At 63.7% G+C, this 21,639-nt stretch carries 20 protein-coding genes, 3 tRNA genes and 1 pseudogene; 9 read left to right on the top strand and 15 right to left on the bottom strand.

Annotation, left to right across the window (positions count from 1 at the left end):
• From O6P39_RS22605 to O6P39_RS22595, 3 genes are all read left to right on the top strand, one after another.
• Positions 1–1,293: a zonular occludens toxin domain-containing protein gene (locus O6P39_RS22605; RefSeq protein ID WP_275608640.1), complete on the top strand. Its 1,293-nt coding sequence runs from the start codon at positions 1–3 to the stop codon at positions 1,291–1,293.
• A 239-nt stretch (positions 1,294–1,532) separates the two neighbouring features.
• On the top strand, positions 1,533–2,825 hold the full coding sequence (locus O6P39_RS22600; RefSeq protein WP_275608639.1) for a hypothetical protein: 1,293 nt from the start codon (positions 1,533–1,535) through the stop codon (positions 2,823–2,825).
• Entirely contained in the window at positions 2,822–3,829 is a 1,008-nt protein-coding gene (locus O6P39_RS22595) for a tyrosine-type recombinase/integrase (RefSeq protein WP_275608638.1), read from the top strand. The genes O6P39_RS22600 and O6P39_RS22595 overlap by 4 nt, the downstream gene beginning before the upstream one ends.
• A gap of 10 nt (positions 3,830–3,839) precedes the next feature.
• On the opposite strand, the gene O6P39_RS22590 is transcribed toward O6P39_RS22595, so the two are convergent.
• From O6P39_RS22590 to O6P39_RS22535, 12 genes and pseudogenes are all read right to left on the bottom strand, one after another.
• Positions 3,840–4,376 (bottom strand): hypothetical protein, encoded by a 537-nt coding sequence (locus O6P39_RS22590; RefSeq protein WP_275608637.1) that lies wholly within the window; start codon positions 4,374–4,376, stop codon positions 3,840–3,842.
• A 6-nt stretch (positions 4,377–4,382) separates the two neighbouring features.
• Positions 4,383–4,769, bottom strand: a complete 387-nt coding sequence (locus O6P39_RS22585) for a hypothetical protein (protein ID WP_275608636.1) — start codon at positions 4,767–4,769, stop codon at positions 4,383–4,385.
• 151 nt (positions 4,770–4,920) lie between these two features.
• Positions 4,921–4,997, bottom strand: a tRNA-Met gene (locus O6P39_RS22580).
• Positions 4,998–5,245: 248 nt separating this feature from the next.
• Positions 5,246–6,346 (bottom strand): redox-regulated ATPase YchF, encoded by a 1,101-nt coding sequence (gene ychF / locus O6P39_RS22575; RefSeq protein ID WP_243809260.1) that lies wholly within the window; start codon positions 6,344–6,346, stop codon positions 5,246–5,248.
• A gap of 39 nt (positions 6,347–6,385) precedes the next feature.
• On the bottom strand, positions 6,386–6,970 hold the full coding sequence (gene pth / locus O6P39_RS22570) for an aminoacyl-tRNA hydrolase (RefSeq protein ID WP_275608635.1): 585 nt from the start codon (positions 6,968–6,970) through the stop codon (positions 6,386–6,388).
• Positions 6,971–7,008: 38 nt separating this feature from the next.
• Positions 7,009–7,623: a 50S ribosomal protein L25/general stress protein Ctc gene (locus O6P39_RS22565; protein ID WP_275608634.1), complete on the bottom strand. Its 615-nt coding sequence runs from the start codon at positions 7,621–7,623 to the stop codon at positions 7,009–7,011.
• 113 nt (positions 7,624–7,736) lie between these two features.
• A complete protein-coding gene (locus tag O6P39_RS22560) occupies positions 7,737–8,678 on the bottom strand; it encodes a ribose-phosphate pyrophosphokinase (RefSeq protein ID WP_015478849.1) in 942 nt (313 codons plus the stop codon).
• 52 nt (positions 8,679–8,730) lie between these two features.
• Positions 8,731–8,805: transfer RNA gene (locus O6P39_RS22555), tRNA-Gln, on the bottom strand.
• 61 nt (positions 8,806–8,866) lie between these two features.
• Positions 8,867–8,941, bottom strand: a tRNA-Gln gene (locus tag O6P39_RS22550).
• A 31-nt stretch (positions 8,942–8,972) separates the two neighbouring features.
• On the bottom strand, positions 8,973–9,821 hold the full coding sequence (ispE, locus tag O6P39_RS22545) for a 4-(cytidine 5'-diphospho)-2-C-methyl-D-erythritol kinase (RefSeq protein WP_275608633.1): 849 nt from the start codon (positions 9,819–9,821) through the stop codon (positions 8,973–8,975).
• Between the two features lies 1 nt (position 9,822).
• Entirely contained in the window at positions 9,823–10,440 is a 618-nt protein-coding gene (lolB, locus tag O6P39_RS22540; RefSeq protein WP_275608632.1) for a lipoprotein insertase outer membrane protein LolB, read from the bottom strand.
• Between the two features lie 3 nt (positions 10,441–10,443).
• Positions 10,444–12,211 (bottom strand): annotated as a pseudogene (locus O6P39_RS22535) (tetratricopeptide repeat protein).
• A 146-nt stretch (positions 12,212–12,357) separates the two neighbouring features.
• On the opposite strand from O6P39_RS22535, the gene hemA reads away from it, so the two are divergent.
• From hemA to O6P39_RS22505, 6 genes are all read left to right on the top strand, one after another.
• Positions 12,358–13,626, top strand: a complete 1,269-nt coding sequence (gene hemA / locus O6P39_RS22530; RefSeq protein WP_275608631.1) for a glutamyl-tRNA reductase — start codon at positions 12,358–12,360, stop codon at positions 13,624–13,626.
• Entirely contained in the window at positions 13,623–14,705 is a 1,083-nt protein-coding gene (gene prfA / locus O6P39_RS22525; RefSeq protein WP_275608630.1) for a peptide chain release factor 1, read from the top strand. The genes hemA and prfA overlap by 4 nt, the downstream gene beginning before the upstream one ends.
• A 30-nt stretch (positions 14,706–14,735) precedes the next feature.
• A complete protein-coding gene (gene prmC / locus O6P39_RS22520) occupies positions 14,736–15,566 on the top strand; it encodes a peptide chain release factor N(5)-glutamine methyltransferase (RefSeq protein WP_275608629.1) in 831 nt (276 codons plus the stop codon).
• Positions 15,560–16,315, top strand: a complete 756-nt coding sequence (locus tag O6P39_RS22515; RefSeq protein WP_275608628.1) for a molybdopterin-synthase adenylyltransferase MoeB — start codon at positions 15,560–15,562, stop codon at positions 16,313–16,315. The genes prmC and O6P39_RS22515 overlap by 7 nt, the downstream gene beginning before the upstream one ends.
• On the top strand, positions 16,308–17,102 hold the full coding sequence (gene murI / locus O6P39_RS22510; RefSeq protein ID WP_275608627.1) for a glutamate racemase: 795 nt from the start codon (positions 16,308–16,310) through the stop codon (positions 17,100–17,102). The genes O6P39_RS22515 and murI overlap by 8 nt, the downstream gene beginning before the upstream one ends.
• A 115-nt stretch (positions 17,103–17,217) precedes the next feature.
• Positions 17,218–17,739, top strand: a complete 522-nt coding sequence (locus tag O6P39_RS22505) for an acyloxyacyl hydrolase (protein WP_275608626.1) — start codon at positions 17,218–17,220, stop codon at positions 17,737–17,739.
• A 312-nt stretch (positions 17,740–18,051) separates the two neighbouring features.
• On the opposite strand, the gene O6P39_RS22500 is transcribed toward O6P39_RS22505, so the two are convergent.
• The 3 genes from O6P39_RS22500 to O6P39_RS22490 form a co-directional block, all read right to left on the bottom strand.
• Positions 18,052–18,981, bottom strand: a complete 930-nt coding sequence (locus tag O6P39_RS22500; protein ID WP_275608156.1) for a transposase — start codon at positions 18,979–18,981, stop codon at positions 18,052–18,054.
• 284 nt (positions 18,982–19,265) lie between these two features.
• The gene (phrB, locus tag O6P39_RS22495) at positions 19,266–20,693 is read right to left on the bottom strand and encodes a deoxyribodipyrimidine photo-lyase (RefSeq protein ID WP_275608625.1); all 1,428 of its coding nucleotides are present in this window, start codon (positions 20,691–20,693) and stop codon (positions 19,266–19,268) included.
• Positions 20,690–21,631, bottom strand: coding sequence for a MerR family transcriptional regulator (locus tag O6P39_RS22490; protein WP_275608624.1), 942 nt, complete (start codon positions 21,629–21,631; stop codon positions 20,690–20,692). The genes phrB and O6P39_RS22490 overlap by 4 nt, the downstream gene beginning before the upstream one ends.
• Positions 21,632–21,639: the final 8 nt, after the last annotated feature.

The following is a 21,639-nucleotide window of genomic DNA, read 5'->3' as shown; positions in this document are numbered from 1 at the left end:
ATGTCGATCAAGATTCACCACGGCCCCAACGGCTCCTACAAGACCTCCGGCGCGATACAGGACGATGCCGTGCCGGCCCTCAAGGAAGGCCGCGTCATCATCACCAACGTGCGTGGCTTCACCCTGGAGCGCGCCTACGAAGTCTTCCCCGATCTGCCCAATACCGCCGAGATCATCAACCTCGATCTCGAATCGCTGGCCGACCTCGAACGGATGCGTACCTGGTTCCAATGGGCACCGCGGGGCGCCTTCCTGATCTTCGACGAAACCCAGCTGCTGTTCCCCAAATCCTGGCGCGAAAAGGACCTGGAGAAGTTCGACTTCCCCGGCGGTCCCGAGGCGGCGCACGAAGCGGACCGGCCCATGGGCTGGCTCGATGCCTGGACCCGGCATCGCCACTTCAACTGGGACATCGTCCTCACCACCCCGAACATCAGCTACATCCGCGACGACATCCGCATGACCTGCGAGATGGCCTACAAGCATTCCAACCTCGCAGTCATCGGCATCCCCGGCCGCTACAAGGAGGCCCAGCATGACGCCCAGCTCAACCGACCTCCCGCCGACGGCACCATCGTCGAATACAAGCGAATCAAGAAGCAGACCTTCGCCCTCTACCAATCCACCGCCACCGGCAAGACCCAGGACACCAAGGCCGGCAAGAGTCTGCTCCGGTCGCCTAAGCTGGTTCTTCTACTGGCACTGCTGGCCGGCACTATTGGCTTTGTCAGCTATATGGGGCCTCTCAAGGTCATCGGCGGCCAGACTGCTACGCCCCCTCCCACGGCTGCTATGGCGGCTGCTCCAAACACTCCTTCCACCCCTGCTCAAACCGCTGCTGTGGCTCCTGCGGCGCGTCCTGCTGCGCCTGGGGCTGTTCCTGCTCAGCCTGTACCTGATCGGCCAGCTGATCCGCCTGCTGAGCTGAATCCGCATCCCTTCGCCGGGCGAACCATCACCATCACCGCCCACCTCTACAGCAAGAAGAAGGGCGACCAATACATGTTCGCCTTCGTCGATGCGGAGGGCCGGCGACTGGACTTGACCAGCTGGGACCTGGTCAGCGCGGGCTACGCCGTTCGCAGCAAGGGCGCCTGCATTGCAGAACTGATGTACGAGCGCTGGAAGCAGACCATCACCTGTGTCGGCGCCCCCTCACGCCCGGCGATCGGTACCGCACCGCTCACCGCAGCCACCTCTGCACCACCTGCCACCCCATCCACACCACAGCCGAAGCTCGTCGTCGTTCCGGACAGCGAATACGCCTCGCGCCCCTGGAGGAAAAGCCAATGACCCTGCATGGACTGATCAACGCCCTCGGGCTGCTCGCACTCGCCTATGCGCTCGGCTTCTTCACTGCGCTGCAAATGCTGGAGCCGGTGGCGGCGTTTCCGTTTTGAGTCGGCGAGCCGCGCCGCCGGCCGGGAGCGTAAGGCACGAGCGGTAGGCCGGCGGCGCGGCCGACGACCCTGTAACACGTCGGATAACTATCGATCACCCACCTCAATAAACCTCATTGAAGGGTAAGAAACATGAAAAAGCCGATTCACCCCCTACGCCTGATCCTCAAGGAGAACGGGGATTTTTATGAGTCGTCCGAAGGACGGATTTTTATGGACCCGGCCAGTGGCCGATTCGCGGATCTGTCAGGTGTTCGCCTGCTGCGTTGTGGCGTGGACACCGTACGGCAGCTGTACAACGGCATGATCCGCCCGGAAGTCATGGCGCTGTTCGATGAGCCGGAAGACATCGTGCAATTCGCCGGCTACAAGTGGGCCAAGGGCCGTATTGGCCGGGATTCGGGCTACCAGTACCGCCTGCAGAACGCGGATATGGGGCTGATCCTGCTGATCAAGAACCACAACGTGAAGATCGATGTGATCGGTCCTCACCTGAAAATCGAAGTCTCTCCCCATGCCCTGGATGGCGCCGATCCAAAGATCCTGCAGGGGGTGATGGACGATCTGGCCGCTGGTGTACTCGCTGCCTGCGAAGCCAACCAATGCGCCGTGCATATCGCCCTCGACGTTCAGGGTTGGACCCCGCCTGCAGACTTCGTGGATCGCATGCATTGCCGGTCCCGGCGTGTCCGCCAGATCAGCGGCATCGACCGCATCGAATACGACGGCAACGCCTCGGTGTACGGCCGGGGTGAGACTTACATGTTCGGCTCGGCCAACGGCCTGCAGATGTGCCTGTACAACAAGACGCTGCAGGCCCGGGCGACTGACAAGCTCGACTACTGTGAATCCGTGTGGGCATCCCTCAACGGCGATCCCTTCGGCGATGGCGAACCCGCCTACAACCCACTGGAAACCGTGTGGCGCATTGAGTTCCGCTTCCACCACTCCATCGTCCAGCAGTTCTCCGAAGGCTCCACGATGTCCTCTGGTGAGGTGATCGGTTGCCGTACCTACTCGGGCCTCTGCCCGCACCTGCAGGGCCTGTGGCAGTACGCCTGCGACAACTACAAGCTCCTTTCCCGGGAAGGCGTGTTCGATGCCTTCTGGTCTCTGATCAGCCTCGACACCAAGGTGCAGGTGGAAGCTGATCCGCTCATCGAGCGCACCGAGTACCGCCGCTATTACAAAACCGCACAGGGCTTCTCCGGCAAGAATTGCGAGATGTTCCTGGGCCAGTTCGCCAGCCTGATTGCACGGGAGCGCATCCCACCAAAAAAAGCGCTTGAGGTCGGGAGAACGCTTCCCTTCTGGCACGTGATCGAAGACCACTACACCGCCAAGGGTTACAGCACTCGCGACCTCGAAAAGCACGTCATTGGACTGATCAACGATCGCTACATCAGGCGGGGCTACGCGATATGACCGCACGCAAGGATGGGAAGACGTGGACGGCTGACTTCTACGAAAACGGTCGCTCCGGTCGCAGGATCCGCAAGAAAGGCTTCGCCACCAAGTCCGCCGCGATTCGCTATGAACAGGACTTCTTCGCCGTCCTGGGTGAGACCGGCCGCCCGCTGGATGATCGCCTCTCCGATCTGGTGAAGGTCTGGTACGACCTCCACGGCTGCACATTGAAGGACGGCAAACAGCGCCTGGCTCGCTGCCAAGCATTGGCTCAACGTCTCGGAAATCCGCACGCCTTTGAGTTCGACTCACTCGCGTGGGCGCGCTATCGGCAGCGCCGTCTGACCGAGGTGAAGCCGGAAACGGTCAACCACGAACAGCGTTACTTGTCAGCGATCTTCTCTGAGCTGATCCGCCTCGGTTCATGGCACAAGGCGAACCCACTGGCCAATGTCCGGCAGATTAAGACCGATCAGGTCGAACTGACCTTCCTCACCCTGGATCAGGTTGCCCAGCTCCTTGATGAGTGCAAGGCCAGCACGAACAACCATACGTACCCGGTGGCTCTCCTTTGCCTCGCAACAGGCGCTCGCTGGGAAGAGGCCGAGAGCATCGCCCGTGGGGCAGTTCATGGGGGAAAGGTCCACTACCACCGGACCAAGAACCGTCAGAGCAGATCCGTACCGATCCCGGCCGAGCTAGAGCAATTGATGTTCAAGGTGGGTATGCCTGGAACCGGCCGCCTGTTCATGTCCTGCAGGGCTGCTTTCCGCTGTGCCTATGAGCGCTGTGGATTCCAGACGCCGGGGCAACTGACCCACATCCTCCGCCATACCTTCGCTAGCCACTACATGATGGGAGGAGGGGACATTCTGACGCTGCAGCGGATCCTCGGGCACTCGTCGATCACAATGACGATGCGTTACGCGCACCTGTCGCCGGAGCATTTGGAATCAGCGATGCGGTTATCACCGATTGCTCAGTCGAGCCATGCAATTGGCACGCAGATAGCTCAAGCATGAGCTTCCTATCTCATTCCGAGGGTGCGTTATGGAGTGCCTTGAGCGTATTGGGAAGCAGTGAAATCCATTGGTCCACTCGGTTGTTTAGCGGGATGAACCTAGCTCGGAGATCATCTAGGAATTGCTCGGCTGCATCCCATTGGTCCGGCTCCTGAAGGCTGAACTTTTCACTAAATTTGTGGATCAGGAGGTTGCGGTCGTCGACTAGCGTTTTTAGCTGACGCTTGAACGCGTCGAGTTCGGCAGGTTCGAGGTGGAGAGTTATCGTCATGCGGATATGATCCGCTGGTAGCTCAAGCTCATCTTCAACGCCGTCTGTAGGGCGAATGGCTTTTCTCGTCAGTTCGCCGGCCAAAAGGCCAAGCATCGTCTTCGCGTAGCTTGAGTGCTGTGTTCGGCTGATGGTGTCTAGCTCGCCAATAGGCCCTTGTAGATCTCGTGTTGCCAGAATGGCCTTCAGCTTCCGCTCGAAATTCTGAAAGTTGAGCATCATCTTCCCGATTTTCAGGATGATGCGTTCTTGCTGCTCGCTGAGGGGCACGTTCATAGAGGTCTAACCTTCAGATCGGCTAGTGGGCGCTTCGTCTGGGGCAACCTGCTTTAGCAAAGCCTTTTCCTGGGCGGCCCAAATTTTTGGCGCCGCGTACCCTACGCCGAACGAAAGCGCCCAAATTCGTGCGAAGGTGCCTGCTTCGTCGTTCAGTGTGCCAATGAAGTACAGGCCAAAGACGAAGCCGAGCACTCCGCCTATGAATATGCGCAGGAACAGCCACATTCCCCGAATTTGCTGAAGTTCGGGAGGGGCAATTTGCATGATGCCAAGCTTGTTGGGTGGTCCGTCTAGCGTAATGGTCGCTACGGCGGCTTGAGTGAGGCTGCCAAAGATCCCGCCGAAGGTACAGGCGAGGGGGAGAAGCATCTCTTGCGGAATTCCCAACATTTGACCGTCCTTGTCATGGTGGCACATTGACCTGGACGCTATGGGAACTGAATCGGAGAAGAAAGGGAAGGGAGTGGACAGCCTGTAGTCACTTCGTAGTCACTCAGGCAAAACAAAAAGGGGTTAGCTTGCGCTAACCCCTTCTTTTATATGGTGGCTACACCGGGACTTGAACCTGGGACATCAGCATTATGAATGCTGCGCTCTAACCGACTGAGCTATGTAGCCGAGTGGCGCGCATTTTCCGCAGATCGAGGGGGGGTGTCAACCCCTTTTCTTGAATATTTTTCTGATCTATCAATCGTTTAGGCGGAAAGGCCTGATTTCGGGGATTGCCGGGCGGGGAGGGCGGCTTCCAGGACTCGGAAGGGGAATATGAGGGGCTGGGGTGTTCGCGAGCAAGCTCGCTCCTACAAGAGCGATGGGCATAAAAAAGCCCCGGAGGGTGGCCGGGGCTTTTCGAGTCTTGCTGGCGCTTAGACGTTGAAGCGGAAGTGCATCACGTCGCCGTCCTTGACGATGTAGTCCTTGCCTTCCAGGCGCCATTTGCCGGCTTCTTTCGCGCCCTGTTCGCCCTTGAATTGGATGAAGTCGTCGTAGGCGACGACTTCGGCGCGGATGAAGCCTTTTTCGAAGTCGGTGTGGATCACGCCGGCGGCCTGCGGGGCGGTGGCGCCGACGCGGACGGTCCAGGCGCGGACTTCCTTCACACCGGCGGTGAAGTAGGTCTGCAGGTGCAGCAGTTCGTAGCCGGCACGGATCACGCGGTTCAGGCCCGGCTCTTCGAGGCCGAGGGATTCGAGGAACATGTCCTTCTCTTCGCCGTCGTCCAGCTCGGCGATTTCGGCTTCGATCTTGTTGCACACCGGTACGACCATGGCGCCTTCTTCTTCGGCGATGGCGCGGACGACGTCCAGATGCGGGTTGTTCTCGAAGCCGTCTTCGGCAACGTTGGCGATGTACATGACCGGCTTGCTGGTGAGCAGGTGGAAGCCGCGGATGACGCGCTTCTCGTCATCGCCCATGTTCTTCATCAGCGAGCGGGCGGGCTTGCCTTCGGTGAAGTGGGGGATGAGCTTTTCCAGCAGGGCTTTCTGTACCAGGGCGTCCTTGTCGCCGCCCTTGGCGTTGCGCGCGACCTTCTGCAGTTGCTTCTCGCAGCTGTCGAGGTCGGCGAAGATCAGTTCGAGGTCGATGATCTCGATGTCGCGCTTGGGGTCGACGCTGTTGGAGACGTGGATGACGTTCTCGTCTTCGAAGCAGCGCACGACGTGGGCGATGGCGTCGGTCTCGCGGATGTTGGCGAGGAACTTGTTGCCCAGGCCTTCACCCTTGGACGCGCCCGCTACCAGGCCGGCGATGTCGACGAATTCCATGGTGGTAGGCAGGACGCGCTCGGGCTTGACGATCTCGGCCAGCGCATCCAGGCGTGCGTCGGGCATCGGCACGATGCCGCTGTTCGGCTCGATGGTGCAGAAGGGGAAGTTTTCCGCCGCGATGCCGGATTTGGTCAGGGCGTTGAACAGGGTGGACTTGCCGACGTTGGGCAGGCCGACGATGCCGCAGTTGAATCCCATGCTAGGTCCCTCGCGCCAGGTGGCGGAAAAGAGGTGTGATCAGGCCTTCTGGCTGTGCAGCTTCTGCATCGCGCGGGTCCAGTCCCCGTCGAGCATTTCCGGCAGCACGCCGAGGGCGGAGTCGATGCTGGTGTCGAGCAGTTCCTGTTCGGCGCGCGGGGCGCGGCCAAGAACGAAACCGGAGACCAGGCTGCTGTGCCCCGGATGGCCGATGCCAAGCCGCAGGCGATGGAAACCGTTCTGGTTGCCAAGCTGGGCGATGATGTCGCGCAGCCCGTTGTGCCCGCCGTGTCCGCCGCCCTTCTTGAGCTTGGCGACGCCGGGGGGCATGTCGAGTTCGTCGTGGGCCACCAGGATGGCTTCGACCGGAATGCGGAAGAATCCGGCGAGCGCCGCCACGGCCTGGCCGCTGCGGTTCATGTAGGTGGTGGGGATGAGCAGACGAACGTCGCGGCCCTTGTAGTTGAACTTGCCAACCAGGCCGAAGTACTTCTTGTCGAGAGACAGGTTCGCGCGTTGCGCGTCCGCCAGTCGCTCAACGAAAAGGGCCCCCGCGTTATGCCGGGTCTGGTCGTATTCAGGGCCTGGATTTCCCAGGCCAACGATCAGTTGTACGGCAGTCACGACGGGGGCCCCTTCCTTAAAGGCAATGGTGCGCGCGATTACTCGGCAGCAGCTTCGCCTTCACCTTCTTCTTTCACTACGCGGGAAGCGTGGATGTTGGCGACGGCCAGGTCGTTACCGTGGGCCAGTTGCACCAGCTCTACGCCTTTCGGCAGCTTCAGGTCGGACAGGTGAACGATCTGGCCCAGTTCTACCTTGGCCAGGTCGACTTCGATGAATTCCGGCAGGTCTTTCGGCAGGCAGGAAACTTCGACTTCGGCGATCACGTGGGAGATCTCGCCGCCACCAACCTTGACGCCAACAGCGGTGGCTTCGTTGATGAAGTGCAGCGGTACGTGAGCGGTCAGCTTCTGGCCGGCAACGACGCGCTGGAAGTCAGCGTGCATGACGAAGCCTTTGGACGGGTGACGCTGCAGGGCCTTGATCAGTACGGTTTCCTTCGCGGCACCGACGTTCAGGGTGATCACGTGGCTGAAGGCAGCCTCGTTTTCCAGCAGCTTGGCAACTTCGCGCAGTTCCAGGGTCAGGGATTGCGGGGCTTTCTCGCCACCGTAAACCACAGCCGGGATCAGGCCGGCATTACGACGCAGGCGGCGGCTCGCACCTTTCCCCAGGTCGGAACGCTCTTGAGCATTCAGTACAAAATCAACCATTTGTATATCTCCAAAATGACAAGATCGCCCGGACGCTTGCGACCAGCGTTCGGGCGATTTTGCTTTATGCCCCATCGACATGACGGGGCGCTTTACGTCAGCTCTGCTCCGCCTTAGCGGAACATGGCGCTGATCGATTCTTCATTGCTGATGCGGCGCATGGCTTCAGCGACAACCGGAGCGATGTCCAGCTGGCGGATGCGGCCACAGGCTTGTGCAGCAGCGGACAGCGGGATGGTGTTGGTCACCACCAGCTCGTCCAGTACGGAATTTTCGATGTTCTCGATGGCACGGCCGGACAGCACCGGGTGGGTGCAGTAGGCGATGACCTTGGCGGCGCCGTGCTCTTTCAGAGCCTTGGCGGCATGGCCGAGGGTGCCGGCGGTATCGACCATGTCGTCGACCAGTACGCAGGTACGGCCTTCGACATCACCGATGATGTGCATGACTTCGGACTGGTTGGCCTTCGGACGACGCTTGTCGATGATGGCCAGGTCGACGCCCAGGGACTTGGCGACGGCGCGAGCACGAACCACGCCACCGATGTCCGGGGAGACGATCATCAGGTTCTCGAAGCGCTGGTCTTCGATGTCGTCGACCAGTACGGGCGAGCCGTAGATGTTGTCGACGGGGATATCGAAGAAGCCCTGGATCTGGTCGGCGTGCAGGTCAACAGTCAGAACGCGGTTGACGCCTACGACTGTCAGCATGTCGGCAACGACTTTGGCGCTGATGGCCACGCGGGCGGAACGCGGACGGCGATCCTGACGGGCGTAACCGAAGTAGGGGATGACGGCCGTGATACGAGTCGCCGAGGAGCGGCGGAAGGCGTCAGCCATTACCACCAGTTCCATCAGGTTGTCGTTGGTCGGTGCGCAGGTCGGCTGAATCAGGAAGACGTCCTTACCACGGACGTTTTCGTTGATTTCGACGCTGATTTCGCCGTCGGAGAATTTACCGACAGAAACGTCACCGAGGGGGATGTGCAGCTGCCGTACGACACGGCGTGCCAGATCGGGGTTGGCGTTCCCCGTGAAAACCATCATTTTGGACACGCTGCGGTACCTGTGTCGGCTTGAGGGTAGGCCCGGTTGAGCCAGAAGAAAATGGCAGGGGCGGCTGGATTCGAACCAACGCATGGCAGGATCAAAACCTGCTGCCTTACCGCTTGGCGACGCCCCTGTAGCTTACAACTTGCGGAGCAATGTGTTCGTTGACGCTGTACGTATGACCCTGTGGGTTATGGCAGGGGCGGCTGGATTCGAACCAACGCATGGCAGGATCAAAACCTGCTGCCTTACCGCTTGGCGACGCCCCTGTATCGTACAACCGATTACATTGCTTTCTTCTCAGACCAGGCTTTGCAGCTTGCGGTGCAACATCGAGATGTTACGCCCCTGGGCGACAAAACTTGGCAGAGTGGCCGGAAGTTGGCGGCGAACTTTATCAGCATCGCCCTGATTTGGGAAGCTCCCAAACACACAAGCTCCGGTGCCGGTCAATCTCGCTTCGGTAAATTTACCTAGCTGGATCAGTGCGTTACGTACATCCGGGTAACGCTTCTCGACGACCGGCTGGCAGTCGTTATGACCGTCCACCCCGAGAAGGCTGCGAACTTTAATGGGCGGAGTATCCCGTGTCAACTCGGGATCGGAGAAAACTTCTGCTGTGGAGACAAAGACTTGCGGCACGACGACGAGGAACCAGGGCTCTTCCAGCTCCACCGGCGTGAGCTTCTCGCCGACGCCTTCGGCGAAGGCCGCGCGGCCACGCACGAATACCGGCACGTCGGCGCCCAGGGTCAGGCCCAGTGCGGCGAGGCGGTCTTCGTCCCAGTCGAGGTTCCACAGGTGCTTGAGGCCGAGCAGGGTGGTGGCGGCGTCGGAACTGCCGCCGCCGATACCGCCGCCCATGGGCAGGCGCTTGTCCAGCCAGATATCGGCGCCCAGCGTGCAGCCCGATTGTTCCTGCAGCCGGCGGGCGGCCTTGACGATCAGGTTGCTGTCGTGGGGAACGCCTTCGATGTCGGTGTTCAGGCGGATTTCGCCGTCCTCGCGCAGGGCGAATTGCAGTTCGTCGCCATGGTCGAGGAATTGAAAGAGGGTCTGCAGTTCGTGATAGCCGTCGGGACGGCGACCGTTGATGTGCAGGAACAGGTTGAGCTTGGCCGGGGCTGGCAGGGTCAGGCGGTCCTGCATGTCAGTGGCCCAGTTGGCGCGGCTGCCAGGTCTTCACCACCAGGGTCACGTCGAGGTCCTGGCCGTGCAGCTTCAGGCGCTCGGGCAGCCAGTAGCCGTCCTGCTCGCTGTAGCGGGTGTATTCCACTTCCCAACCGTCCTGTTCGAGTTTGGCCAGGCGGCTGTCGCCGTCGAGTGTCAGGCGGCTCTTGCTGTCCGGCGCGGGCAGGCCGCGAACCCACCAGAGCAGGTGGGACACCGGCAGTCGCCAGCCCATCTGTTGTTCCAGCAGTTCTTCCGGGGACGCGGCTTCATAGCGGCCCTGGCCTGCGACTTCCAGGGTCACCGCGCCTTCGCGCCCGGTCAGGCGCGCCGCGCCACGCCCCAGCGGGCCGGACAGGCGGATGTCGTAGTAGCCCTGGCGTTGCAGCCAGAACAGGGTACCGCTGCCGGAGTCCTTCGGTGCGCGGATGCCGACCTTGCCGTCGATCTGCCAGCCGTCGAGGGCGGTGATCTGGGTCTTGTGGGCGTTCCAGGCGGTGGCGTTGCCCTGGCCTTCCAGGGACTCGTGGGTGCCAAGGCCGGTACAGCCGGCAAGCAGGGCGAGGGCGGCGGTGCCGAGAAGGTGACGTAAACGCATAAATCAGAGGGTTCCGGAACCGGTCAGGCGCTTCATGGTGTCGCGCAGGACGGCGCTGTCGGGCTGAGCTTGCAGGGCCGCGGCCCACACTTGGCGGGCTTCGCTCTGCTTGCCCTGGGCCCAGAGCACTTCGCCCAGGTGGGCGGCGACTTCGTGGTCGGGGAAGCGTTCCAGCGCCTTGCGCAGGTAGCCTTCCGCTTCGCTGAGGTTGCCCAGGCGATAGTTGACCCAGCCCAGGCTGTCGAGGATCGCGGGGTCGTCCGGGTTCAGCGAGTGGGCCTTCTGGATCAGGTCGCGGGCCTCGCTGTAGCGGGTGGTGCGGTCGGCCAGGGTGTAGCCCAGTGCGTTGAGCGCCATGGCGTTGTCCGGCTCGCGCTGGATGATCAGGCGCAGGTCCTGCTCCATCTGCGCCAGGTCGTTGCGCTTCTCGGCCAGCATGGAGCGGGTATAGAGCAGGTTGAGATCGTCCGGGAACTGCTTGAGGCCCTGCTGGATGACGTTCCAGGCGCGGTCGACCTGATCGCGGTTGGACAGGCCCTCGGCTTCGATCAGGTACAGCTGGATGGCGTAGTCTGGCTGGCGCTCGCGGGCTTCGGCGAGGCGGCGGGAGGCTTCGTCGACGCGCTTCTGGTCGAGCAGGATTTCGGTCTGGCGCAGTTGGGCCGGAAGGAAGTCGTTGCCCGGGCCGACCTGGGCGTATTCCTTGAGCGCGGTGTCAGGCTGCTTCTGTTCCTCGGCCAGGCGACCCAGGTTGAAGTGGGCAGCGTCGACGTGGCTGTCGCGCTCGACCAGTTCCTGCAAGTAGACCTTGGCTTCCTCCCAGGCCTGGGCTTCGAGGCAGACCAGCGCCAGGGAGAAGCGCAGGTCGTCGTCATCGGGGAACTGTTCGACCAGCGCGGAAAACTCGGCCTTGGCTTCGTCCAGGCGGTTCTGCTCCACCAACAGGCGGGCGTAGGCCAGGTGCACGCGCTTGTCGTCCGGGTGCTCCTTCATGCCGTTCTTCAAGAGCGGCAGCGCTTCGTCGCTGCGCTTCATGCTTTGCAGCAGGCGCGCGCGCAGCAGCAGCGGGGCAACGTCGTGCTTGCTCGCCGAATTGTCTTCCAGCAGGTGCAGGGCTTCCTGCGGGCGGCCGTCCTGTTGCAGCAGCAGGGCCTTGCCGAACAGCAGTTGGCCGTTGTCCGGGTACTTCTTCAGCAGGCGGTCGAAGCTCTGCAGCAGACCCGCACGGGTGTCCGGGTCTGTCTCGGCGGCGGACAGCGCGAGGAAGTCGAAGTGGGTGTCGCCCTGGCCATTAAGGACTTTCTCCATGTACACCATGGATTCGTCGTACTGCCCAGTGCGCGCCAGCTGGATGGCGGCGGCGCGCTGGGCGTCGAGGTTGTCCGGCGCGGCCTTGGCCCAGATCAGCGAGGTGTCCAGGGCTTCCTGGTCGGCGCCCAGGTACTCGGCGATGCGGAAGGCGCGCTCGGCAACGCCCGGGTCCTGGGTGGCGCGGGCCTGTTCGACATAGTTGGCGAGGGCGATGTCGAAGCGGTTGCGCTGGCCGGCGAGCTCCGCGGTCAGCAGCGAAAACAGGGTCTCTTCGCTGAACGAGCCGTACTTCTGCTGCTTCTGGGCAGCGGCGGCCTTGTCCTTCTCGGCGGAAGAACCCTCCGGGGTTTTATGGGAAAGAGACTGGCAGCCGCCGAGCAGCAGCAGAGCAGTCAGCAGCGCAAGAGACTTGTTCATAGAGGAAGGACGAGGGCCTGACCTGCGAAATAGCACCCATCATGACATAAGGAATGTGGCAATCCCATGGGCAAGCACGGCATCGGGCCTTGTATACGATTTGCAGTGTGCGATCCGTCGCGGGTGGTTGTCCTTCACAAGGCTAAGTAGGACAATTGCGGGCTTTCCGATCAGCATCAGCGATTCTGCATGGCCTTCATTGCCCTCGGTATCAACCACAAGACCGCGTCCGTGGCCGTCCGCGAGCGCGTGGCTTTTACTCCCGAGCAGATGGTCGAGGCCTTGCAACTGCTCTGCCGGCTCACGTCCAGCCGCGAAGCCGCCATCCTCTCCACCTGCAACCGCAGCGAACTCTACCTGGAGATCGAACATCCGGACGCCGGTGACGTGCTGGCTTGGCTGGCCGATTACCACAATCTGAACATCGACGACCTGCGCGCCTGCGCCTACGTGCACCAGGACGACGAAGCGGTGCGCCACATGATGCGCGTCGCCGCCGGCCTGGACTCCATGGTGCTGGGCGAGCCGCAGATTCTCGGCCAGATGAAGTCCGCCTACGCCGTGGCCCGCGAGGCCGGCACCATCGGCCCTATGCTGGGCCGCCTGTTCCAGGCGACCTTCAGCACCGCTAAGACCGTGCGCACCGACACCGCCATCGGTGAGAACCCGGTGTCCGTGGCCTTCGCCGCGGTAAGCCTGGCCCGGCAGATATTCAGCGACCTGAGCCGCAGCCAAGCGCTGCTGATCGGCGCCGGCGAGACCATCACCCTGGTCGCCCGCCACCTGCACGAGCAGGGCGTGAAGCGCATCGTGGTCGCCAATCGTACCCTGGAGCGCGCCAGCCAGCTGGCCGAGCAGTTCGGCGCCCGTGCCATCCTGCTGGCGGACATGCCCGACGAACTGGTCAACAGCGACATCGTCATCAGTTCCACCGCCAGCCAGCTGCCGATCCTCGGCAAGGGCGCGGTGGAGCGTGCGCTGAAGCAGCGCCGGCACAAGCCGATGTTCATGGTCGATATCGCCGTGCCGCGCGACATCGAGCCGGAAGTCGGCGAGCTGGAAGACGTCTACCTCTATAGCGTCGACGACCTCCATGAAGTGGTTGCCGAGAACCTCAAGAGCCGCCAGGGCGCTGCCCAGGCCGCCGAGGAACTGGTCGGCGATGGCGTTCTCGAGTTCATGGCGCGCCTGCGCGAGCTGGCCGCTGTCGACGTGCTGCGTGCCTATCGCCAGCAGGCCGAGCGCCTGCGCGACGAGGAAACCCAGAAGGCCCAGCGCCTGCTGGCCAACGGTGCCGACCCGATGGAAGTCATGGCGCAGCTCGCCCGCGGTCTGACCAACAAGTTGCTGCACGCGCCCAGTGTGCAGATGAAGAAACTCTCCGCCGCGGGCCGCATCGATGCGCTGGCCGTCGCGCAGGAACTGTTCGCCCTCGAGGAGGGCACTGACAAGCGATGAAAGCGTCCCTCCTGAAAAAGCTGGATATCCTCAGTGACCGCTATGAAGAGCTGACGGCTCTGTTGGGCGATGCCGAGGTCATCAGCGACCAGACCAAGTTCCGCGCCTACTCCCGTGAATATGCGGAAGTGGAACCGGTCATCCTCGTTTTCCGCGAGTTCCGCAAGGTGCAGTCGGACCTGGAGGGCGCCCAGGCGCTGCTCAAGGACAGCGACCCGGACCTGCGCGAGATGGCCGAGGAAGAAGTCGGGCAGGCCAAGGCCGCGCTGGTCGGCCTGGAGGATCGCCTGCAGCGCATGCTGCTGCCCAAGGACCCCAACGACGGCCGCAACGTCTTCCTGGAAATCCGCGCCGGCACCGGCGGTGACGAAGCCGCGATCTTCTCCGGCGACCTGTTCCGCATGTACTCCCGCTACGCCGAGAAGCAGGGCTGGCGCGTCGAGATCATGTCCGAGAACGAAGGCGAGCACGGCGGCTTCAAGGAAGTCATCGCCCGTGTCGAGGGTGACAACGTCTACGCCAAGCTCAAGTTCGAGTCCGGCGCCCACCGCGTGCAGCGTGTGCCGGCCACCGAATCCCAGGGGCGCATCCATACCTCGGCCTGCACCGTGGCGGTGCTGCCCGAGCCGGACGAGCAGGCGGCCATCGAGATCAACCCGGCCGACCTGCGCGTGGACACCTACCGTTCCTCCGGCGCCGGCGGCCAGCACGTGAACAAGACCGACTCGGCGGTGCGCATCACGCACATCCCGTCGGGCATCGTGGTCGAGTGCCAGGAAGAGCGCTCGCAGCACAAGAACCGCGCCAAGGCCATGGCCTGGCTCGCGGCCAAGCTCAACGACCAGCAGCAGGCCGCCGCCCAGCAGGCGATCGCCAGCACGCGCAAGCTGCTGGTCGGTTCGGGTGACCGTTCCGAGCGCATCCGCACCTACAATTTCCCCCAGGGCCGGGTGACCGACCACCGCATCAACCTCACCCTCTATTCCCTGGGCGAAGTGATGGAAGGCGCGGTGGAACAGGTGATCGAGCCCCTGCTGCAGGAATTCCAGGCCGACCAGCTGGCCGCACTCGGTGACTGAGCGCGCGGGCGACTGAGAGAGCGACAGACCATGGCAACCATCATGACCCTGCTCAACGAGGCGCAATTGCCGGACTCGCCCAGCGCGCGCCTGGATGCCGAGCTGCTGCTCGCGGCCGCGCTGGGTAAGCCGCGCAGCTTCCTGCGTACCTGGCCGGAGCGTGTCGTCAGCCGTGAGGCCCACGACCTCTTCGACAGCTTCGTCGCCCGCCGCCGGGCCGGCGAGCCGGTGGCCTACATCCTGGGTCGCCAGGGCTTCTGGAGCCTGGACCTGGAAGTGGCGCCGCACACCCTGATCCCGCGCCCGGACACCGAACTGCTGGTGGAAACCGCCCTCGACCTGCTGCCGGCCACACCGGCCCGCGTGCTCGACCTGGGCACCGGCACCGGCGCCATCGCCCTGGCCCTGGCCTGTGAACGTCCGGGCTGGCAGGTGCAGGGTGTGGACCGCGTCGCCGAGGCCGTCGCACTGGCCGAGCGCAACCGCGAGCGCCTGGACCTGGCAAACGCCGCCTTCCGCGCCAGTCAGTGGTTTTCCGAGCTGGCCGGCCAGCGTTTCTCGCTGATTGTCAGCAACCCCCCCTACATTCCCAGCGCCGACCCGCACCTCGCGCAGGGCGACGTGCGTTTCGAACCGTCGAGCGCGCTGGTCTCTGGGGCGGACGGTCTGGACGACATCCGCCTGATCATCGAGCAGGCGCCTGCGCACCTGGAGAGCGGCGGCTGGCTGATGCTCGAACATGGCTTCGACCAGGCCGACGCCGTGCGCGACCTGCTGCTGACCCGTGGCTTTGCCCGCGTGGAAAGCCGCCGCGACCTCGGTGGCCACGAACGAATCAGCCTGGGGAACTGGACATGCTGAGCGATAACGAACTGCTGCGTTACAGCCGGCAGATCCTGCTGCCGCAGATCGACGTCGACGGCCAGCTGCGCCTGAAGGATAGCCGCGTGCTGATCGTCGGCCTCGGCGGCCTGGGCGCACCGGTGGCGCTGTACCTGGCCGCCGCCGGTGTCGGCGAGCTGCACCTGGCGGACTTCGACAGCGTCGACCTGACCAACCTGCAACGGCAGATTATCCACGACACCGGCAGCGTCGGCACGAGCAAGGTGGACTCCGCCATCGCCCGCCTGACCGCGATCAACCCGGACGTGAAACTGGTCGCCCATCGCCAGGCGCTGGACGCCGACTCCCTCGACTCGGCGGTGGCGGCGGTGGATCTGGTGCTGGATTGCTGCGACAACTTCGGCACCCGCGAGGCGGTCAATGCCGCCTGCGTCGCCGCGAAGAAGCCGCTGGTGAGCGGTGCGGCGATCCGTCTGGAAGGGCAGCTCTCGGTGTTTGACCCGCGCCGCGACGACAGCCCCTGCTACCACTGCCTCTACGGTCACGGCAGCGAAGCCGAACTGACCTGCAGCGAGGCCGGCGTGGTTGGCCCGCTGGTGGGCCTGGTGGGCAGCCTGCAAGCCTTGGAAGCGCTCAAGCTGCTGGCCGGGTTCGGCGAGCCGCTGGTGGGGCGCCTGTTGCTGATCGATGCGCTGGGTACGCGCTTCCGCGAGTTGCGCGTCAAGCGTGACCCGCAGTGCGCCGTGTGCGGAGTGGCGCATGGCTGATGCCGCGCCCATCGGTGTCTTCGACTCCGGCGTTGGCGGGCTCAGTGTCCTTCACGAAATCCGCGCCCGGCTGCCCAACGAATCGCTGATCTACCTTGCTGACTGCGGCCACGTCCCCTACGGCGAAAAGACCCCCGACTATATCCGCGAGCGTTGCCGCGCCATCGCGGGCTTCCTGCTGGCCCGTGGTGCCAAGGCATTGGTGCTGGCCTGCAACACCGCCACCGCTGCAGCTGCCGCTGACCTGCGCGAGCTGTACCCGCAGGTGCCGATCGTGGCCATGGAGCCGGCGGTGAAGCCGGCCGCCGAGGCGACCCGCAGCGGCGTGGTGGGTGTCCTGGCGACCACCGGCACACTCAAGAGCGCGCGCTTTGCCGCCTTGCTCGATCGTTTCGCCGGTGATGTACGGGTGATCACCCAGCCCTGTCCGGGACTGGTGGAGCGTATCGAGGCTGGCGATCTGAGTGGTCCTCAGACGCGCGAGTTGCTCGGGCGCTATGTCGAGCCGTTGCTTGCCGAAGGCTGCGACACGCTGATCCTCGGCTGCACCCACTACCCGTTCCTGCGTCCGTTGCTGCGTGAGCTGATCCCTGCAGATATCTCGCTGATCGATACCGGCGCGGCCGTGGCGCGTCAGCTGGAGCGTTTGCTCAAGGCGCGTGAGCTATTGGCGGCGAGGGCAGAGGGGCGGACGGAGTTCTGGACCAGTGGCCCGGTGGAAAACCTGGAGAAGGTCATGCCGGTGTTGTGGGGCAGCGATGAAATTGTCAGTTCCTTCAGCGGATGACAGAAAAATTACCTGCCAGCGACCATGCTCTGTCGGCCAAGTTCGAGAAGTGGTCTTATAATACCTAGCTATTCGCGGGGATTTTTCATTCAGCTTTCTCATTAAGGATGTTTCGATGAAGAAACTACTTTCGCTGGCCGCCTTGGCCGCATTGTCCCTGGGGCAGATTGTCAGCGTGCAGGCCGCCAGCCTTACTGGCGCCGTGGGTGCGACCGGTCAGGGCGATATGACCTATCGTCTGGGACTGGGCTTCGATTGGGACAAGAGCTGGTGGGAAAGCTCCGTAGGACATCTGACCGGGTACTGGGATGCGGGGTACACCTACTGGTCGGCCGGTGAGCGCGCCGGTGGCCGTCACTCGTTGTCGTTCGCCCCGGTGTTCGTCTATGAGTTCTCCGGCGAGTCGGTCAAACCCTTCGTCGAAGCCGGCATCGGCATCGCCGCCTTCACTGGCTCGGAAGTGGGCGACCAGGATCTGGGCGGCTCGGTGAACTTCGAGGATCGCCTGGGCTTCGGCATGAAATTCAACGGCGGCCAGGCCGTCGGCGTGCGCGCGATCCACTACTCCAACGCCGGCCTCAGCCAGCCCAACGAAGGCATCGAGTCCTACAGCCTCTATTTCACGCAGCCTCTGTAACAGAACGCTGACGAAAAAAGCCGGACCTTGGGTCCGGCTTTTTTGTGTCCGCTCTGCGGCTGGGCGGGTTCGCGAGCATCGGCGATGGATGCCGTCTGACCTTCGTCCCGGCGGCTCTCGTAGGAGCAACTGTCTTCTACCGGGTTAATCCCTGCCTGCGCTTCCCCCTCACCCCAGCCCTCTCCCTCAGGGAGAGGGAGCCGTCCGTGCCGGCTGACACTACGGTTTCATCCTGCACCGAACAGTCCCCTCTCCCGCTTGCGGGAGAGGGTCAGGGTGAGGGGGCCTTGATCTTGTAGGAGCAACTGTCTTTTACTCGATCCCTGTTCTCCAGCAGGTACCGTCTCGGACCATTGCATTGAGTCGCACGATCAGCACCCGCATGCAGGCCACCAGCGCAACCTTGGCACACCGGCCATTCTCGCGCAGGCGCTGGTAGCGAAGGGCGAAGTCTGGTTGATAGCGGATGACCGACCAGGTCGCCATGTACAGGATGCGTCGAATCATGCCGCGCCCGCCGCGGATACGACGTTGCCCCGACTTCTGGCCACTGTCGCTGTTGTAGGGGGCCAAGCCGACCAGGGCGGCGATCTGACGCCGGTTCAGTTGCCCCAGCTCCGGCAGGTAGGCCAATAAACCGGCGACAGTTACCGGCCCTACACCTTTGACCTGGCCCAGTTGCTGGGCTTGCTCGGCATCCACCGTCGCCATGGCGTCGGCGATTTGCTCGTCATAGCTGCGAATCCTGGCTTTCAGGGCCTGGATAGCCTCCGTCAGGCATTCGCGGACAAAGGCGTCTTTGGCCTGCTGCAAACGTCGACGCTCATCATCGCGCTGGCCAACCAGTTGCTCGCGACGCTGTACCAGCTCTCGCAGCCGCTCGCGCTCCGGTGAAAGGGGCTGGCTGGGCGCCTCTTCCAGCGTCTGGGCCAGATGCGCCAGGACGGCCGCATCGATGGGATCAGTTTTGGCTTGCTTGCCCATGGCGGTGGCAAACGCCCGCACCCGCGTAGGGTTCAGGCGAGATACCGCGTGGCCGGCGCGGGACAGGGTGTGCAGGACAGCCCGCTCATATCCACCCGTGGCTTCCAGCACGATACGGCCAGGCTTCTCCTCGGCGAAGAGCGCCACCAGTTGCTGATGCCCCACTTCGTCATTGGACACGCTCAAGCTCCTGCCTTGCGGGCGAAGCCACACGGCCAGTGAGTCCTTGGCGACATCGATACCTACCCAACACGTCATGCTCAAACCCTCGTAAACTGCACGGCGAGAGCACTCTGACTGCCCACGCTTGTGGTTCGAGGTTTGGCTCGTTCAACTGTTCGGGCTTTGGTCAGAGGACGGCGGGAGGCAGCTTGGGCTCCTACTCGTGCTGCAAACACCGCGGACCTGCAGCTTGCCTCCCGTCGCTCTCACCTTCGATCCTATCGAAGTCGGCAGACACAAGCGGACTTTGTCCGCGATCCACCTGGCACCGCAGCGCCCGGCGAAAACAATCGCGGAAGGAATCCGCTCCTCCTGAAGCATCAAGGCTGGACGGAGAGTCCCTTGAACGCCTCCAGCGCCCGCTCCCGCGTGGCGGAAAGATCGACCATCGGCTGTGGATAACCTGCCGCGCCGAACAGCCCCAGCCGTGACGGATCGTGAATCGCCCGGCCTTCCACGCCAGCCAGCTCCGGCAGCCAGCGACGGATGAAGCGGCCGTCCGGGTCGAAGCGCTCGGATTGAGAGATCGGGTTGAAGAGGCGGAAGTAGGGCACCGCATCGGTGCCGGTGGAGGCGCTCCACTGCCAGCCGCCGTTGTTCGCCGCCAGGTCGCCGTCGATCAGGTGGCGCATGAACCAGCGCTCGCCTTCGCGCCAGTCGATCAGCAGGTTCTTGGTGAGGAACATCGCCACCACCATGCGTAGGCGGTTGTGCATCCAGCCGGTGGCCAGCAGTTGGCGCATCGCCGCGTCGATGATCGGGAAGCCGGTGCGGCCCTGTTGCCAGGCTTCCAGGTCCTGTCGGTCGTGGCGCCAGTTCAGCTTCTCGGTGTCCTCGCGGAACGCGCGGTGCCGGCTTACGCGCGGGAAGCCGACCAGGATGTGTTTGTAGAACTCGCGCCAGAGCAGTTCGTTGATCCAGCTGACCGCGCCGCTGTTGCCGGTTTCGAACTCGCCGTGGTTGTTGGCCAGCGCCGCGTGCAGGCATTGGCGGGGCGAGAGGACTCCGGCGGCGAGGTGGGGCGAGAGCTGGCTGGTGCCGTCGCTGGCGGGGAAGTCGCGGCGGTCGTGGTAGCCCCCCAGGCGCTCGTCGGCGAAGGCTTCCAGGCGTTCGTGGGCTTCGGCCTCGCCGGCCGGCCAGTGACTGCGCAAATCCTCAGTGGGTGATTCGAAGCCGTCGATGCATTCGGGCAGCGGATCGCTGGCCAGTTCCAGCGGCGCCTGAGGACGCGGCGCCGGCTGCAACGAGGGAGCACCCTGGTTCAGGCGCTCGTAGCAGAGCTTGCGGAACTGGCTGTAGACCTGGAAGTAGCCGCCGCCCTTGGTGAGCAGGGTGCCGGGGGCGAAGAGCAGTTGGTCGAGGTAGCTGCGCAGTTCGACACCCTGGCCGGCCAGCTCACGCTTCACGGCGGCGTCCCGGCGGGCTTCGTGCAGGCCGTATTCCTCGTTGACGTGCACTGTCTCGATGTCATGGTGGCGGCACAGTTCGGCGATCACCCGGGGCGCGTCGTTCCAGCGATCCGCCGTGCGTACCAGCAGTGGGATATTGAGCGCGGCAAGCCCGGCGCGCAGCTCTCGCAGGTTGCGCAGCCAGAAGTCCACCTTGCAGGCGGCATCGTCGTGCTCGCGCCACTGGCCAGGGCTGAGCAGGAACAGGGCGATGACCGGCCCGCGTTCGGCGGCTGCCGCCAGGGCGGTGTTGTCACGCAGGCGCAGGTCGGTGCGCAGCCAGACGAGTTGCCGCTTCATGCCGGTTCACCGTTGAGCAGGCCGAGCTCGCGCAGGCAGTGCAGGGCGCTGACCGGGTCCTGCGCCAGGTGCAGCGGTGCCGCAACCTCGGCCAGTTGTTCCTGGTGGATGCGCGCGGCGGCCCCGGCCAGCACGCGGGGGCAGTCGACGCCGGCCAGCACGCGCGGCAGCTGAACGAGATTGAGTGTCTGGCTGGAGTAGAGCAGCACCGCTCGCGGTTTCAGGCGTTCCACCGCGAGCGCCAGTTCGCCGGGTGGCAGCGGCCAGTCGAAGACTTCCAGCGGACAGCCGGCGCTGCTGGCCAGCCAGGCGCTGAGCCAGAGTCCCGGTTCCAGCGGCAGTTCGGAATGGTTCACCAGCAGTAGTGGTGCACCGCGCTGCTGGCGGTTGTGGTGGTAGAGGCGGGTGCCGAACTTGCTGCGCAGCCAGCCGTGGAAGAACACCCGCTCCAGTTGCGCGCCGAACTGGCCCTGCCAGCGTCGCTCCAGTTGCTCCAGCAGCGGCAGCATCAGGTGTTCGCAGAGGGTGTGCGCCGGGTAGACCGCCAGGGTACCGTTGAACAGTTCGTCGAGCTGGCGCTCGCTGATCCGGCCGATGGCGCCGATGCAGTGCTGCAGCAGGTCCTCCCACGGCGAGGCGTCCGGCTCGGCGGCGGGCGGATCGGGGTTGTCCAGCAGTGCGCGGACCTTGCTCACTGCCACGCCCCGCCCCAGCCAGGTGAGGATGGCCTGGATGCGCGCGATCTGCGCCTCGGAGTACAGGCGATGGCCCTTGGGCGTGCGCTGGGGCACCACCAGTCCGTAGCGCCGTTCCCAGGCGCGCAGGGTGACCGGGTTGACCCCGGTGCGTCGTGCCACCTCGCGGATGGGCAGCCAGCCTTCGGCCAGGGCCTGGCGGTAATCGTCGTCCGTTTCGCGGTGTGGGTGGTCGGGCTTCATGGCGTTCC

The organism is Pseudomonas sp. PSE14, assembly GCF_029203285.1.
Lineage (GTDB): Bacteria > Pseudomonadota > Gammaproteobacteria > Pseudomonadales > Pseudomonadaceae > Pseudomonas.
This window is presented reverse-complemented; position numbering and strand designations above follow the sequence as displayed.